Below are 14,714 nucleotides of genomic sequence, written 5' to 3'. Positions count from 1 at the left end.
TTACATAGAATAGAATAAAACCATTCGAAAGGGGATTCCTATGCCAAAACATAGAAAAAAGAACAAAATGAAGATTTATAGAATAACAAGCTATAAAAAAGACAAGCGTTCTGAATTAGACTCTGACAAGTTTGAACTAGAACAGCAGGAAACAGAAAATAAGCAGGACAAACAAGATAGACACGATAAACAAGAAAAACAGGACAAGCCAACACAATTAGAACCTATAATAGAAACAAATTCACACAACTTAGATATATGGGATGAAATTTCTCTAAAAGAAATACAAGCTGGTGAACATACAAGTTTATTCGCAGAAAAAAGCAATTATCAAAATATTACTTTGCTACAAGTAAGTGATATCCGTCTATATTTGGACAAACAACTACAATTTAGTTCCGTTGATGAGCAAATTTATCATGAAGCACTTGTACATCCAATTATGTCGAAAGTAATTGATCCAAAACGTGTTCTCATATTAGGCGGTGGCGATGGTCTTGCCTTACGAGAAGTTTTGAAATATGAAACAGCGCTACATGTAGACCTTGTTGATTTAGACGAGGCAATGATTAATATGGCTCGTAACGTACCAGAATTAGTTTCTTTAAACGGAAACGCATTTTCTGATAAACGTGTGAATGTACACGTATGCGATGCAAAGGAATTTCTGAATTCTCCTTCCTCTTTATACGATGTACTCATTATTGATTTTCCCGATCCAGCGACAGAGCTATTAAGCACTTTATATACAAGCGAACTGTTTGCTCGTATAGCTACGTTTTTAACAGAAGATGGTGCGTTCGTCTGTCAATCTAATTCACCTGCTGATGCACCTCTTTTATATTGGAGTATCGGTAACACAATTGAACATGCTGGATTAACTGTGAAAAGTTATCATACAATCGTTCCTTCTTTCGGAACTGACTGGGGATTTCATATTGCCGCTAACTCTGCCTACGTACTCGATCAAATTGAACAATTATATGTAGTGCCATCTCCTCGAACATTGCCTTCTCTTCTTGCTCCTTTATTTCAATTTAAAGAAGAACATCTAGAGCAACGTAACCAAGCTCTTTTAAATTCAGAATCGAACCTTATCCTACATCAATGTTACAAAAAGGAAATGGAGTTTTGACGATATTATAGTAAGGAGTGCTACCCTATGGAATATTCTACTTTCGGTAAGCATATAATAGTAGATTTATGGGGAGTGGATTTTTCCCTATTAGATGATATTCACTTTTTAGAACGCCATTTAGTTGTCGCTGCCGATTACTCTGGTGCACATATTTTAAATGTAAGTACAAAAGAATTCCATCCGCATGGTGTTACAGTATTAGTGTTACTATCAGAAAGTCACCTTTCTATTCACACTTATCCAGAAAAAAACTTTGCAGCGATTGATTGCTATACGTGCGGTACAACCGTTGAACCGCAAAAAACGATTGATTATATCGTAAGTATATTAAAACCAAATGAGATGCATATTAAAAAATTAATTCGTGGTATAGGAGAAATTGTTACTATCGATTAAGTATCACTCTTATTCATTCGTAAAAAGGAGGATTGTAAATACCATCAGTGGAACGAACACTCCACTGATGGTATGGACACATACATAAAAAAACCTTGCATAAGCAAGGTTCATTCAGCTACTGACATCTTCTTATATAATTCTACAAACTCACTCGCTAATTCCTTCACCGTAATTGCGTTCATTAAATGATCTTGCGCATGCACCATCAGAAGGGTAACTTCTGTCTTTTCGCCACCAGCTTCCTTCTGGATTAAATCCGTTTGTAAGCGATGCGCCTCTTTTAATTCATCTAGCGCTTCTTGTAATTTAGCCTCTGCTTCTGTAAACTCCCCGCGCTTTGCGCAATCAATTGCTTCCATTGAACAACTTCTCGCATTTCCCCCATGCAAGATTAAATGAAAAACTTTCGTCTCTATCGTATCCATTTTAGTTCTTTACTCCCCCTTTTCTTCCGCTACTTTTTGCTTATCCCATATTTTTAAGAATGGCAAGTAAATAAAGAATGCAAGCGCAAAGTTAACGAGTTGCAAAACAACCCCTGAAATTTTCCCGCCTGATCCTAAATATCCACTAAAAAGAATAGGTGTAGTCCAAGGTACAGCAGCTCCGCTCGGACGTGCAACCCATCCCCATTCCATTGCAAAATAAGAAACAACCGTTAACACGACTGGAACCAGTATAAATGGAATAAGTAAAAGTGGGTTCATTACAATCGGCATTCCGAAAGTCACCATTTCATTAATATTAAAAATACCAGGTGCAATCGACAATCTTCCTAAACTTTTCAATTGCTGACTTCGCGCAAATAATAACATTCCTACAACTAAAGCAAGTGTTGCACCAGAACCTCCCATATAAATCCATAAATCAAAGAACTGTGCAGTAACCGTATTTGGTACATCTTGCCCAGCCTGAAAAGCAATTCTGTTTTGGTCCATTAACGACAACCAAATCGGGCTCATTACACCACCAACAATTGCAGCGCCATGAATTCCACACGCCCAAAGTACATGGACAATAATAACGGCTATTACCGCGCCCCAAAGACTGGCCCCAAGTGCACTAAGTGGTTCTTGTAAAATTTTCCCCACAATATTATGGATGCTGCCGAAAGAAGTATTTTCTATCATTAAGCGCAAGATCCAAATAACAGTTACAACAATAAATCCTGGAATAAGCGCAGCAAATGAACGTGTTACGGCTGGTGGTACCGTTTCTGGCATTTTTATAATCAGCTTTTTTTGTACAATAAATCTATAAAGTTCAGTAGATATAAGTGCTATAATCATCGCAACGAATAACCCTTGGCTTCCCATTAATACAGCTGGTATAGCCCCTTCTACAAGTACACTTTCCTTCGTACTTGGTATTATATATGCAACTTGAAACGGAGTTGCAAGTAAGAATGCCACAAGTGATAACGCCCCTGCCGCTAATGCATCGACCTTATAATATCCCCCAAGTCTGTAAGCGATTCCAAAAGTGGCTATTAAAGACATTATATTAAATGTTGCGCTAACTGGATACCCCAAAGCTTTTTGCCAACTCTCCCCAAACAATCCTGCCATAAAATCATTATATCCTGGTATGGGTAAAGCACTAATAATTAGAAAGAAAGATCCAATAATCAAGAAAGGCATCGTCAAAATAATTCCATCACGAATCGCTTGCAAATGTCTCTGCTCTGCAACCTTACCGGCCACTGGCATCACATATTTCTCTAAAAACTTTATCATCTATCCCACTCTCCTCATGGTTTCATTGACAAAGCCGCTTGTAAGATAGCTTCTCCATTACAAAGCCCGTAATGGATGGATTGAATGACATCAACAGGTATTCCTTTCTCCTTACATAATTCTTTCATTTTCGGTAATAAATAACGTACTTGTGGTCCAAGTAAAAGTACATCCACATCATCGATATGATCTCGCACTTCTGAACCTGATACAGCCCAAATCTTCACCTCTATCCCCCTTGCCTGTGCCGCTTTCTCCATTTTTGTAACTATCAAACTGGAAGACATTCCCGCTGCACAGCAAAGCAAAATATTCATCCTGTTTCCCTCCCTCTTTTTCTAAACCTAAGTTATGGTACAGCCCTTGCCACCACTAGGTTACAAATATATATGTCTAGATTTCTAACTGTATGCCGAGCTTAAAAACAAAATTTTCTCGGTTTTCACGCTATTCCATCTATCGGTATTTTCCTAGTAAAGAAGTCTCTAACTCGCTATAATGATTCAGTATGATTTTTTGTAATCGATAGGAGGGTATATTTATGAAGGCATATCGCTTTCCGCTTATTTTATTATCTTCTATCCTAATTGGTGGTTTCATTGGTTATTTCATGGGTGCCGATGCAGTTGCTTTAAAGCCGCTTGGTGACATTTTCTTAAACTTAATGTTTACGATTGTTGTACCGTTAGTGTTCTTTAGCATCGCGTCATCTATTGCTAATATGGATGGATTAAAACGTTTCGGTAAAATTATGTCTAGTATGGCTGGAACTTTCTTATTTACAAGTATTTTAGCTGCTATTTTTATGATTATTATCGTGAAAGTATTCCCGCCAGCACAAGGTGTTGTATTAGAACTAACGCAGCCTGATAAAGCTGAAAAAGCAGTTAGCGTTGCTGATCAAATTGTTGGTATCCTAACAGTATCAGACTTTTCAAAGTTACTATCTCGTGAGAACATGTTAGCCCTTATTTTCTTCTCTATCTTAATGGGGGTTGCAACTTCAGCAGTTGGTGAAAAAGGGAAACCATTCGCTACATTCCTACAAGCTGGTGCAGAAATTTCAATGAAAGTTGTATCTTTCATTATGTACTACGCTCCAATCGGACTAGCTGCCTACTTCGCAGCATTAGTTGGTGAATTCGGACCGCAACTTCTTGGAACTTACTTCCGAGCAGCAATGGTATACTATCCAGCTTCTCTTATTTACTTCTTTGTATTCTTTACATTCTATGCGTACCTTGCAGGTCGCAAACAAGGTGTACAAGTATTTTGGAAGAACATGGTCTCTCCTACAGTTACATCACTTGCAACTTGTAGTAGTGCCGCAAGTATTCCAGCAAACTTAGAAGCAACGAAGAAAATGGGTATTTCTTCTGACGTTCGTGAAACAGTTGTCCTTCTTGGATCTACACTTCATAAAGACGGATCTGTTTTAGGCGGGGTATTAAAAATTGCTTTCTTATTCGGTATTTTCAACATGGAATTCGAAGGACCGAAAACATTAGCAATTGCACTTGTTGTTTCTCTATTAGTAGGAACAGTAATGGGTGCTATTCCGGGCGGGGGTATGATTGGTGAAATGTTAATCGTTTCTCTATATGGATTCCCACCAGAAGCATTGCCAATTATCGCAGCAATTAGTACAATCATTGACCCTCCTGCAACAGTGTTAAACGTAACAGGAGATAACGCTTGTGCCGTAATGACAGCTCGTCTTGTAGAAGGTAAAAACTGGATCAAAAATAAATTTGCTTAATATATAGAAAGAGGATGTTCGTTTAGAGCATCCTCTTTTTGTCGTTATTTTTCAGTAAATCGATATATTGGAAGTTACGATAGATATATTAACAAAACCGTTAATATAATCCCATCCCGCCACAAATTTGTTATAATCTTCACAAATATTCCACACCTTTCATCCTTTCTCCGTACTATAATCATGTATGGAAAAGGAGATGGACACAATGACACAAAGCGCACCAGAATTTAAAGTTTTGCAAAGCATTGCATTTCTTGCTGTCGTTTTGCAAAGTTCCTTATTATATACAATGAATCAAGGAAATGTCTTACTCGAGCAATCCCTCATTATGGGCATGCTATTTAATCTTGCAAAATTTTCAGCACCTGCATTCATATTTATCGTCGGATTTCACTTAATTCGTCAATATACGAAACAACTCGTTTATACAGAATATATTTATGAAAAAGCCGCACATTTACTCATTCCTTATTTCTTCTGGTCTATTCTTTACTTAGTAACAACAAACGATATTATTACACTACAAGGCGGAATAAAAAGTTTATTACTCGGGACGGCTGCACCTCATCTTTGGTACGTTATTATGATGTTCCAAATTCACTTATTGTTCCCGTTATTATGCACACTATTTTATTGGTTTCAAAAACGAACAGAAAATAAAAAAGACATATATAAATATATGACCATTTTCGCTTGTCTATATTTCTTCTTAATGTGGTACTCTTCTCACTACATTTTTAATGGAGAGAAACTGACTAGTTCAACCATTTTACATTATACAGATCGTTCCTTCTTCTTCTACTCATTCTATTTCGTTATGGGAGGAATAGCTGCTGTAGCATTAAAAACTTGGCGTATATTTGTCATGAAACATATCCCGCTTATAACAATCTTATTCTTTATTTTATTTTTATTTATCAATTATGAGTTATTTAGTTTTTACGGCGTGAACTCTATTCATTTAACTGTTTCTACTTATTTAAAACCATCTATGTTTCTATATATCGTATGCGAAATTATCATACTATACGTGTTGTCTATTACAATTGTACAGCGACGTGGTTTCTTATATAAAGCTTTACGTTTTATCGGAAACTACACGTACGGTGCTTATTTAGCTCATTTTTTCTTCTTACAACTATGTACAAAATTTCTTTCCTTATTCACACTACAAGAAAACACAATATTATATAGCCTATTACTATTTATATTAACGGCCACAATCTCTATTTCAGCAATGGTCATTTGCAGCATACTACCATTTCATACATGGGTTACAGGGCCTTCCCCTACAACTAAGATGAAATGGGTGATTATTTCAATCCGAAAGAACCATGAAAAACTATTCAAACCATATCTTTGATATAATAGTATTTCATATAAGAAAAGAAAGCAGGAGACACCTATGATTAATCAAGTTGGACAAATTATGTTATATGTAAATAACCAAGATGAATCAGTACAATTTTGGACAGAAACAGTAGGATTCCAAATCGTTGCGGAAGAAAATAACGGACAAGGATTTCGCTGGATTGAAATTGCTCCAACAAAAGAAGCTGGAACAAACATTGTCCTTCACGATAAGGCGTTAATTGCGAAGATGCAACCTGAATTAAACTTAAATACCCCTTCACTTATGTTCTTCTCTAATAACTTAGATCAACTTTATAAAGAGCTTTCTGAGAAAAACGTCACAGTTGGACAAGTTGTAGATTTACCTACTGGTAGAGCATTCAACTTTGCTGACAATGAAAACAATTACTTTGCAGTTATGGAAAAGAAATAAGAAAAAAGTGCCACCCCTAGGGTGGCACTCTATTTTTTACTCTTCTCTAATTCCATTTCAGCTAAAAGCGGTAGTACATTATCGAATATATGCGTATTATTATTTTCACCTGTTACATATCCACCATAATATCTACTAAATACATTATCATTTCGGAATGTAGTCATTCGCTCATACAATTCCTTCGCAAACTTTGTATCACCTGTTTGTAGTACGTACAAAATTGTTAATCCGTAAGATGCTGGTGATTCATAGTTCACAGCTTTTTTTCCCGTTTCTAAGTTATAACGACCGTATAACTTTCCGTCCTCGCTAAATTTCTTCTTTATAAATTCCAAATAAGCATCTGATGAAAGACCGCCTAAACTACGATGATAAGCAACGTATGATTGATCAATAAGATTCACTTCTTTATCGTACGTAAATGTACCATCTTCTTTATACTCTTTCGGAAATGCCCAACCCTCTCTCGGATAATCAGCTAAAAACTGAACAACTTCCTGATACTGCTGTGCAGAAATTTTCCCGTACTTTTTCATATAAGAGAATGCATGAGGATTTATGTAAGATGTTGTTGCAAAGTTATTTTGTTTCCCTGCATCTGCATCATAATAATCCACGTAATAATTATCTTTTTTATTATAACGAAGTACAGCATTGCTCAATTGATCAGCAAGGTTTTTATAGCGCTCTTCCTTATACATTTCATAAGCACGATATAATTGTTCAATAATACGAAGATCATCTATAAGTGCATTTGTGGCTGACTGCATTTCTCCCTTTTCAGAGATTTTCCATATAACGATGCGATCCTTGTGTACAAAATTATTTTGAATAACCTTCACTTGTTCATCAAATAAAGCTTGATCATCTTTATCAAGCGTATATTGTAGCCATAACCCTGCAGATTCTGATAAAGCTTCACGGCCCTTCGCTTCACCCGTTCCCGCCTTTGTATCTGCTAAACGGTACGTTGCAAGTGTTCCATTTTCATTCACCATATGTCGTAAAATAAAATGCTCGGTACGATTTCCTTGTAAAGCTGACCAAAATACAATTCCGCCTAAAGCGATTAAGAGAATAACTCCAATCCCTATATATAAACGTTTGCGCAACCTTTTCACCTCCCTATTAAGGCTAACCTTAATTTTACCAGAACATACGCAAATATAAAAAAGACAATCTTTTAGATTGTCTCTCCCACCTTATCCTTCGCAAACCTCTTTAGAAGGTCTATATAGCGATTCCACAAGTCGATCGTATTCACGACGCGTAATTTCTTTATTATATAACTTTAATAATAAATCTCTATGCTCTTTTGAAAATGCCATCTTTTTAATAACTTCAGGATACATAAGACACCCTCTCCATTTCACATAAACTTCTTCATTTCATAAACGTAACACGCCGAGATAGAACTTATGTTCGCATAAAAGATTATAAAATATTCCTCCCTAAAAAACAAACAAAATATTACCTAATAAACATTTCTTTCTTTTTCAAATATTCAAAAACAACATTACCACAATCCCTTTTTTAAATGCATATATATTTTTGGCAGTTTTTTGAATAAATCTTCCAATTCAATCAGAAAATAATGGCAAAAAAGAAGAGGAGTATACATATGGATACCGTAACATTAGCAAGGGCATTTTTTGGTTCTTCATTAGCATTCCACATTATCTTTGCAACGCTTGGAGTCGGGCTTTCTTTAATGATTTTTATAAGTGAAATACTCTATCACTGGAAGAAAAATTCCGACTATGCCATTATGGCAAAAAGATGGACAAAGGCTTTTGCTATCCTTCTCGGTGTAGCAATTCCAACTGGAACAATTGTTGGTGTACAAATTTCACTTCTTTGGCCTGGTTTCGCCAAAATTGTTGGTCAAGTTATTTCCGTTCCGTTTCAAATTGAGATTTTCGCCTTCTTTTTAGAGGCTTTATTCATGTCTATTTATGTATATGCAGCTGATAAACTACCTCCAGTTATGAGATTAATCTCGCTATTTTTCGTTATGATTGGTGCCACTGCATCCGCCGTGCTTATTACATCAGCAAATACATGGATGAATACACCTGCGGGCTTTTCAATGGGGCCAGATGGCTCAGTTTTTAACGTTGATCCGTGGAAAGCTTTCTTTAATCCGAGCTTTGGCACAAGTGCATTCCATGTCGTTATTACAGCCTATACAACTGGAGCAGCTGTTATCGCTTCTATCGCTGGATTTAAATTATTAAAGAAAAATTTAAGTACGCGTGAAATTGCTTACCATAAAAAAGGATTACTGTTAGGGCTTGTCGTTACATTTATCACAGGTGCTACGATGTGGCTTTCAGGACACGAATCTGCTATTGCCCTACATAAACACTCACCTGAAAAACTAGCATCTGCTGAAGCTTTGTTTGAAACGACATCACACGCTCCTTTATCGATTGGCGGGGTTGTGGATCCTAACACACTTGAACTAAACTATGCCCTTGAAATTCCGAACATGCTTAGCTTATTAGTGGGACTAGACCCTAGCACCGTTGTAAAAGGTCTAAAGGAATTCCCGCAAGAAACATGGCCACCATTTTACACACATACACTGTTCAACTTAATGGTCGGCACTGCTGCCTTTACCTTTGCAGTTGCAGCTATTGCCCTCTTATATTGGTACTTTGTTTACCGAAAAAAAGGAGTAGAGTTACCGAAGTGGCTTCTTTGGGGAGCTGCCGCATGTGGACCGGTTATGTTGCTCGGTATTGAATTCGGATGGATTTTTAGTTGTAGTGGTCGTCAGCCCTGGACAATTTATGGCATGCAACGCACAGTAGATGCTTCTACACGCGCTGATTTCGTCGGTCCTTTATTTGTTTTATTCATCATTTTATATATTGGACTCGGTATTTTAACAGTCTTTGTACTACGGACATTCTTTAAGAAACATCCGTTAAAGAATGATTTACATCACGAAGGAGGCGATTCTCGTGCATGAGGAAAGCATTGCAATCATCATCTTATGGGCCCTTATTTTCGTATATAGCATACTAGGTTCTATTGATTTTGGAGCTGGTTTTTGGGGCATGGTATACGCTAAACACCCGACGCTTGCTGCCAAGCTTGCTAATCGGTACTTATCACCAACTTGGGAAGTAACAAATACGTTTCTTGTCTTTGTCGTTGTCGCTTTTCTCGGTTTCTTTCCAAAAGCAGCCTTTACCCTGGCAACCGTTATGTTTGTACCAGTTATGTTAATTTTAGTACTCGTTGCGATTCGCAGTACATTTATGGTATTTGCTTACTCCCTGCCAAAGTACCAACACCTTCTTCGGATTATTTCAGGTATTACGGGGCTCTTAATCCCCGCTCTATTAATTACCGTTCTGCCCGTTACAGAAGGTGCCTATATTACGATGTCTGAAGGAAAAGAAGTGCTCCTTTACGGAAAACTCCTTTCTAGTCCCGTTATTTATTGTTATATGCTCTTCGGACTAACTTCGGAACTATTTCTATCATCTCTCTTTCTTGCTGATTTTGCTAGGGAACAAGGTTCTGAAGATACGTACCGAATTTATAGAAGAAATGCCATCATACTTGGTCCTGCAACGCTCGTGACTGCTATTATCGCTCTCGTTGTAATGGACCCTGAAACACACTGGCTTATGCAAGGACTAATAAAGCAATTCCCATGGTTTACAGTCTCTATCATTTTATTTGTTATCGGATATTCCTCCCTTTGGTGGACAAATAAGAAGTATGGCACACTAGGCTTTCCTCGCATTGCAGTTTTAGCTGTCGTCGCTCAATATGCATTTGCAAGCTACGCTTACGGCGTCGCCCATTTACCTTATATCATTTACCCGGACGTAACTGTATTTACAAGCTTTACGACGGTCGAAACATTCTATGCACTTCTTATTCTTTACGCAATCGGGATTGCAATTTTACTACCAGGATTCATTTTCTTCTGGAATTTATTCTTGAAGGATCGCACTTTTTTGAAGGAAAAATAATAAATGAGGGGCATTCGTATATAGAATGCCCCTCATTTATTAGGCGTCTCTCCTAATAGTTATTACACTACCACTGATACTTGTCCTATAGCTCAAAAAACACATATTCACTCCACTCCATTATATGTCTAGTTCTTCTTATTTTCTGCTGAATATACTACCAATATAAACTTGAGACAAGCTACATTTGTTCAAGGAAAAATAGAAAGGTAGGTTAAATATGAGCATTGAAATATGGATTACTATTATTGTATTCTTCTTAACGATGATTGTTATCTTTTGGCGCCCTCGTGGTTTAAATGAGGCGTGGCCGGCAGCAATTGGCGCTGGCATTATCCTCATTACTGGACTTGTATCAAAACCAGACGTCATGGACATTGTAAGTAAAATTGGCGGTGCCTCCATAACAATATTAGCGACCATCGTTATGGCGGTTATATTAGAAAGCTTCGGCTTCTTCCACTGGTCCGCAGCAAAACTTGCAAATTTAGCAAAGGGCTCCGGTCGCCGTTTATACTGGTATATTCAATTACTTTGTTTTCTTATGACTCTTTTATTCAATAACGACGGTAGTATTTTAATTACAACACCGATTTTAATTTTACTACTGAGAAACCTTCAATTAAAACCTCATCAACAAATCCCTTATTTATTAAGCGGTGCTTTAATCGCCACTGCATCTAGTGCACCAATTGGTGTAAGTAATATTGTAAACTTAATTGCCTTAAATATCGTCCATATGACTCTTTATATGCATACTGCTATGATGTTTGTACCTGCAACACTAGGATTATTGTTTATGTCATGGCTCATGTACGCAGTTTTAAAGAAAAAACTCCCAGAAAGATTACCTGTTTCTTCATATGATATTGAAGAGATTTTCTTCACGAAAAACTTCCATCCGTTAAAAGGAAAAAGTTCTGTTGATACAAAACAAAAACGTACAAAATTCATGTTAAAAGTATTAGGCTTCGTCTTCCTTATGCGCTGTCTTCTATTCGTTGCATCCTTCTTATCGATTCCAATCGAAATTGTTGCTGTACTCGGTTCACTCGTTCTTCTTATCTGGAGATGGTACTACTTACGAACAAACCCAGTCGATATTTTGAAAAAGACACCGTGGCACATTTTAGTTTTTGCTTTCTCTATGTATGTAATTATTTACGGGCTTCATAACGCAGGATTAACAGCGGCACTTGTAAGTTGGCTCGAGCCAGTTGTAAGTCAGCATCTACTCTATGCCAGCTTTGCAATGGGCGGACTCGTTTCCCTCCTCTCTAACGTCTTCAATAACCACCCTGCACTTATGATTGGTACAATCACATTAACAGAAATGTGACTAGATCCAGTCACATTAAAAACTATCTATCTCGCAAATATCATTGGTAGTGACATCGGTTCACTATTATTACCAATTGGTACGCTAGCTTCCCTCATTTGGATGTATATACTAAGACAAAACAAAATTAAAGTGAAATGGAAAGATTATTTAAGCGTATCTCTCATCGTAATCCCACTCACAACAGTCGTCACATTATTCCTCTTATACTACTGGGTACAATTATTCTTCGCCTTATAAAGTGAAACTTTAATCAGTGGGGGGGGTGTTCATCCCCTACTGATTATTAGCCCGTACCAATCAGGCGTTTACGGGCAGCAGGGCTCCCACCTAACTTCTTTGCTCCAGCCGAATTTTGAGGTGGGAGTTTTACTGCCCACAAATAGCGGGATAGACAACAGAAGCCCCCTTTGCTACCGTCTTAGCAAAGGGGGCTTCTTCTATATTTAAGTTAGGTACAGTGTGATCAATCAAGTAAAGAGGTGTAACGTGTTATTGATATAAGTGACTACCAGTTTCTTTGAATTCTACCGCTTTCTCTTTCATTCCTTTTTCAATTGCTTCTGTCGTTTCTAAATCATTTTCTTTCGCATATTCACGAATATCATGCGAAATTCTCATACTACAAAACTTCGGCCCACACATTGAACAGAAATGCGCTGTTTTCGCCCCTTCTGCTGGCAACGTTTCATCATGATACTCCATCGCACGTTCAGGATCTAAAGATAAATTAAATTGATCGCGCCAACGGAATTCAAATCGTGCTTTTGAAAGTGCATCATCACGCTGATGAGCCGTTTTATGCCCTTTCGCAAGATCGGCTGCATGCGCAGCGATTTTGTACGTAATAACCCCCGCGCGAACATCATCTTTATTTGGTAAACCTAAATGTTCTTTCGGTGTTACATAACAAAGCATCGCCGTTCCAAACCAGCCGATCATCGCAGCACCAATCGCTGATGTAATGTGGTCATACCCTGGTGCAATATCTGTCGTTAACGGCCCAAGTGTATAGAACGGCGCGCCCTGACAAATATCAAGTTCTTTCTCCATATTTTTTTTAATTAAATGCATCGGTACATGCCCAGGTCCTTCAATCATAACTTGCACATCATGTTTCCAAGCGATTTTTGTTAATTCACCAAGTGTTTCAAGCTCAGAAAACTGCGCTTCGTCATTTGCATCTGCGATAGAACCTGGACGTAATCCATCTCCAAGAGAGAACGAAACATCGTACTGCTTCATAATTTCACAAATCTCTTCAAAGTGAGTATATAGGAAGTTTTCTTTATGATGGAATAAACACCACTGCGCCATAATCGAACCACCGCGCGAAACAATACCTGTCATACGCTTTGCAGTAATTGGAATGTAACGAAGTAATACACCAGCGTGAATCGTGAAATAATCAACGCCTTGCTCCGCCTGCTCAATTAACGTATCGCGATACACTTCCCACGTTAAATCCTCTGCAATTCCGTTTACTTTTTCAAGCGCTTGATAAATTGGCACAGTTCCAACTGGTACCGGAGCATTACGAATAATCCACTCACGTGTTGTATGAATATTTTTGCCTGTAGATAAATCCATAATCGTATCTGCACCCCAGCGAGTCGCCCACGTCATCTTCTCTACTTCTTCTGCAATAGAAGACGATACAGCAGAGTTTCCGATATTTGCATTTACCTTTACGTGAAAATTACGTCCAATTATCATCGGTTCCGCTTCAGGATGGTTAATGTTCGCCGGCAAAATCGCACGACCTTCTGCAATCTCCTTACGAACAAATTCAGGCTCTACCCCTTCACGAATCGCAACATATTCCATCTCAGACGTGATAATACCATTACGCGCATAATGCATTTGCGAAACATTTGCACCTTGCTTCGCTCTAAGCGGCTTACGATCCATTTGCGGGAAAACAGGTGTATGTTTCGAAGCCACTTTCACACCGTCATCCTCTGGTTTTACTTCGCGCCCTTCGTATCCTTCTACATCACCACGCCCCAACGTCCAAGAGTGGCGCGGCGTTGGAATCCCCTTTTCCAGCTCCACTTTATACTCAGGATCTGTATAAGGTCCACTCGTATCATACACACGGATTGGCGGATTTTGAACACCATTCGTATCGCTTAGTTCAATCTCGCGCATCGGCACTTTCATACCTTCACGTGGCCCATCCACATACACTTTCTTACTTCCTGGTAAACTCGATTTCAATTCAATTTGCTCAGCAGAAACAGACTGTTTCATAACCTTTATTGCCCCCTGTTCGTGACAAGGACGAGATATGGCCAGCGTATGCCAAAATAAAAAGAGCCAGGTCCATAAAAAAAATAAGGACCTGGCTCATAAAGACATAATTATGTAAAGCCGTTAACTTCCCTACGCTGGTACGAGCCAGATCAGGTCCAAAGGGTTAAGAAGTTCACACGCTTCTCTCTCAGCCTACGCATACATACGTTAGGCACCCCTAGTTTATCACTGATTTAATTTTCAATACTTTCCAAGTATACACGTTAATCTGAAAAATGCAAAGGTTATTTCTTTTGTTGT

At 38.0% G+C, this 14,714-nt stretch carries 13 protein-coding genes, 1 pseudogene and 1 riboswitch; of the genes and pseudogenes, 8 read left to right on the top strand and 6 right to left on the bottom strand.

From position 1 onward, the window contains the following. The first annotated feature begins 40 nt into the window (after window positions 1–40). Both MR071_RS00175 and speD read left to right on the top strand, forming a co-directional pair. On the top strand, window positions 41–1,135 hold the full coding sequence (locus MR071_RS00175) for a polyamine aminopropyltransferase (RefSeq protein WP_105585644.1): 1,095 nt from the start codon (window positions 41–43) through the stop codon (window positions 1,133–1,135). A 27-nt stretch (window positions 1,136–1,162) separates the two neighbouring features. Beyond that, window positions 1,163–1,534, top strand: a complete 372-nt coding sequence (gene speD / locus MR071_RS00170) for an adenosylmethionine decarboxylase (RefSeq protein ID WP_105585645.1) — start codon at window positions 1,163–1,165, stop codon at window positions 1,532–1,534. Window positions 1,535–1,644: 110 nt separating this feature from the next. Here speD and MR071_RS00165 read toward each other — a convergent pair whose 3' ends face one another. The 3 genes from MR071_RS00165 to MR071_RS00155 are packed head-to-tail and all read right to left on the bottom strand — an operon-like array spanning window position 1,645 to window position 3,590. Next, a complete protein-coding gene (locus MR071_RS00165; RefSeq protein WP_105585646.1) occupies window positions 1,645–1,962 on the bottom strand; it encodes a PTS sugar transporter subunit IIA in 318 nt (105 codons plus the stop codon). Window positions 1,963–1,971: 9 nt separating this feature from the next. Next, entirely contained in the window at window positions 1,972–3,273 is a 1,302-nt protein-coding gene (celB, locus tag MR071_RS00160; protein WP_105585647.1) for a PTS cellobiose transporter subunit IIC, read from the bottom strand. Between the two features lie 14 nt (window positions 3,274–3,287). Next, window positions 3,288–3,590, bottom strand: coding sequence for a PTS sugar transporter subunit IIB (locus MR071_RS00155; RefSeq protein ID WP_105585648.1), 303 nt, complete (start codon window positions 3,588–3,590; stop codon window positions 3,288–3,290). Between the two features lie 224 nt (window positions 3,591–3,814). Here MR071_RS00155 and MR071_RS00150 point away from each other — a divergent pair, with 224 nt between their 5' ends. The 3 genes from MR071_RS00150 to MR071_RS00140 all read left to right on the top strand — a co-directional run bounded on the left by MR071_RS00150 (window position 3,815) and on the right by MR071_RS00140 (window position 6,821). Next, window positions 3,815–5,032, top strand: a complete 1,218-nt coding sequence (locus tag MR071_RS00150; protein WP_105585649.1) for a dicarboxylate/amino acid:cation symporter — start codon at window positions 3,815–3,817, stop codon at window positions 5,030–5,032. A 208-nt stretch (window positions 5,033–5,240) separates the two neighbouring features. Then, on the top strand, window positions 5,241–6,398 hold the full coding sequence (locus tag MR071_RS00145) for an acyltransferase (protein WP_105585650.1): 1,158 nt from the start codon (window positions 5,241–5,243) through the stop codon (window positions 6,396–6,398). A gap of 42 nt (window positions 6,399–6,440) precedes the next feature. Next, the gene (locus MR071_RS00140) at window positions 6,441–6,821 is read left to right on the top strand and encodes a VOC family protein (RefSeq protein WP_242234558.1); all 381 of its coding nucleotides are present in this window, start codon (window positions 6,441–6,443) and stop codon (window positions 6,819–6,821) included. Between the two features lie 29 nt (window positions 6,822–6,850). Here the strand turns inward: MR071_RS00140 and MR071_RS00135 are convergent, their stop codons facing one another. Both MR071_RS00135 and MR071_RS00130 read right to left on the bottom strand, forming a co-directional pair. Beyond that, complete coding sequence (locus MR071_RS00135) at window positions 6,851–7,936, bottom strand: transcriptional regulator (RefSeq protein ID WP_242234556.1); 1,086 nt, start codon at window positions 7,934–7,936, stop codon at window positions 6,851–6,853. 90 nt (window positions 7,937–8,026) lie between these two features. Beyond that, window positions 8,027–8,176 (bottom strand): hypothetical protein, encoded by a 150-nt coding sequence (locus MR071_RS00130; protein ID WP_000283176.1) that lies wholly within the window; start codon window positions 8,174–8,176, stop codon window positions 8,027–8,029. A gap of 269 nt (window positions 8,177–8,445) precedes the next feature. Between MR071_RS00130 and cydA the strand changes: the two genes are divergently transcribed. The 3 genes and pseudogenes from cydA (at window position 8,446) to MR071_RS00115 (ending at window position 12,398) form a co-directional block, all read left to right on the top strand. After that, the gene (cydA, locus tag MR071_RS00125) at window positions 8,446–9,801 is read left to right on the top strand and encodes a cytochrome ubiquinol oxidase subunit I (RefSeq protein WP_242234553.1); all 1,356 of its coding nucleotides are present in this window, start codon (window positions 8,446–8,448) and stop codon (window positions 9,799–9,801) included. Beyond that, window positions 9,794–10,819, top strand: coding sequence for a cytochrome d ubiquinol oxidase subunit II (locus MR071_RS00120; RefSeq protein ID WP_002089640.1), 1,026 nt, complete (start codon window positions 9,794–9,796; stop codon window positions 10,817–10,819). The genes cydA and MR071_RS00120 overlap by 8 nt, the downstream gene beginning before the upstream one ends. Before the next feature lie 220 nt (window positions 10,820–11,039). Beyond that, window positions 11,040–12,398: pseudogene (locus tag MR071_RS00115) on the top strand (arsenic transporter). A 252-nt stretch (window positions 12,399–12,650) separates the two neighbouring features. On the opposite strand, the gene thiC reads toward MR071_RS00115, so the two are convergent. Then, window positions 12,651–14,411 (bottom strand): phosphomethylpyrimidine synthase ThiC, encoded by a 1,761-nt coding sequence (gene thiC / locus MR071_RS00110; protein ID WP_242234552.1) that lies wholly within the window; start codon window positions 14,409–14,411, stop codon window positions 12,651–12,653. A gap of 112 nt (window positions 14,412–14,523) precedes the next feature. Next, window positions 14,524–14,643: riboswitch (TPP riboswitch) on the bottom strand. Between the last annotated feature and the right edge of the window lie 71 nt (window positions 14,644–14,714).

Origin of the sequence: Bacillus cereus group sp. BfR-BA-01316 (assembly GCF_022664195.1) — a bacterium.
Lineage (GTDB): Bacteria > Bacillota > Bacilli > Bacillales > Bacillaceae_G > Bacillus_A.
The sequence above is the reverse complement of the archived record's forward strand: the minus strand, read 5'-3'. Positions and strand labels throughout refer to the sequence as shown.

Bases quoted from the DNA above. Each gene is read 5' to 3' on its own strand.
- MR071_RS00175 (WP_105585644.1), top strand. From the start codon at position 41: ATGCCAAAACATAGAAAAAAGAACAAAATGAAGATTTATAGAATAACA.
- MR071_RS00165 (WP_105585646.1), bottom strand. From the start codon at position 1,962: ATGGATACGATAGAGACGAAAGTTTTTCATTTAATCTTGCATGGGGGA.
- MR071_RS00155 (WP_105585648.1), bottom strand. From the start codon at position 3,590: ATGAATATTTTGCTTTGCTGTGCAGCGGGAATGTCTTCCAGTTTGATA.
- MR071_RS00150 (WP_105585649.1), top strand. From the start codon at position 3,815: ATGAAGGCATATCGCTTTCCGCTTATTTTATTATCTTCTATCCTAATT.
- thiC (WP_242234552.1), bottom strand. From the start codon at position 14,411: ATGAAACAGTCTGTTTCTGCTGAGCAAATTGAATTGAAATCGAGTTTA.
- MR071_RS00130 (WP_000283176.1), bottom strand. From the start codon at position 8,176: ATGTATCCTGAAGTTATTAAAAAGATGGCATTTTCAAAAGAGCATAGA.
- celB (WP_105585647.1), bottom strand. From the start codon at position 3,273: ATGATAAAGTTTTTAGAGAAATATGTGATGCCAGTGGCCGGTAAGGTT.
- MR071_RS00145 (WP_105585650.1), top strand. From the start codon at position 5,241: ATGACACAAAGCGCACCAGAATTTAAAGTTTTGCAAAGCATTGCATTT.
- speD (WP_105585645.1), top strand. From the start codon at position 1,163: ATGGAATATTCTACTTTCGGTAAGCATATAATAGTAGATTTATGGGGA.
- MR071_RS00140 (WP_242234558.1), top strand. From the start codon at position 6,441: ATGATTAATCAAGTTGGACAAATTATGTTATATGTAAATAACCAAGAT.
- cydA (WP_242234553.1), top strand. From the start codon at position 8,446: ATGGATACCGTAACATTAGCAAGGGCATTTTTTGGTTCTTCATTAGCA.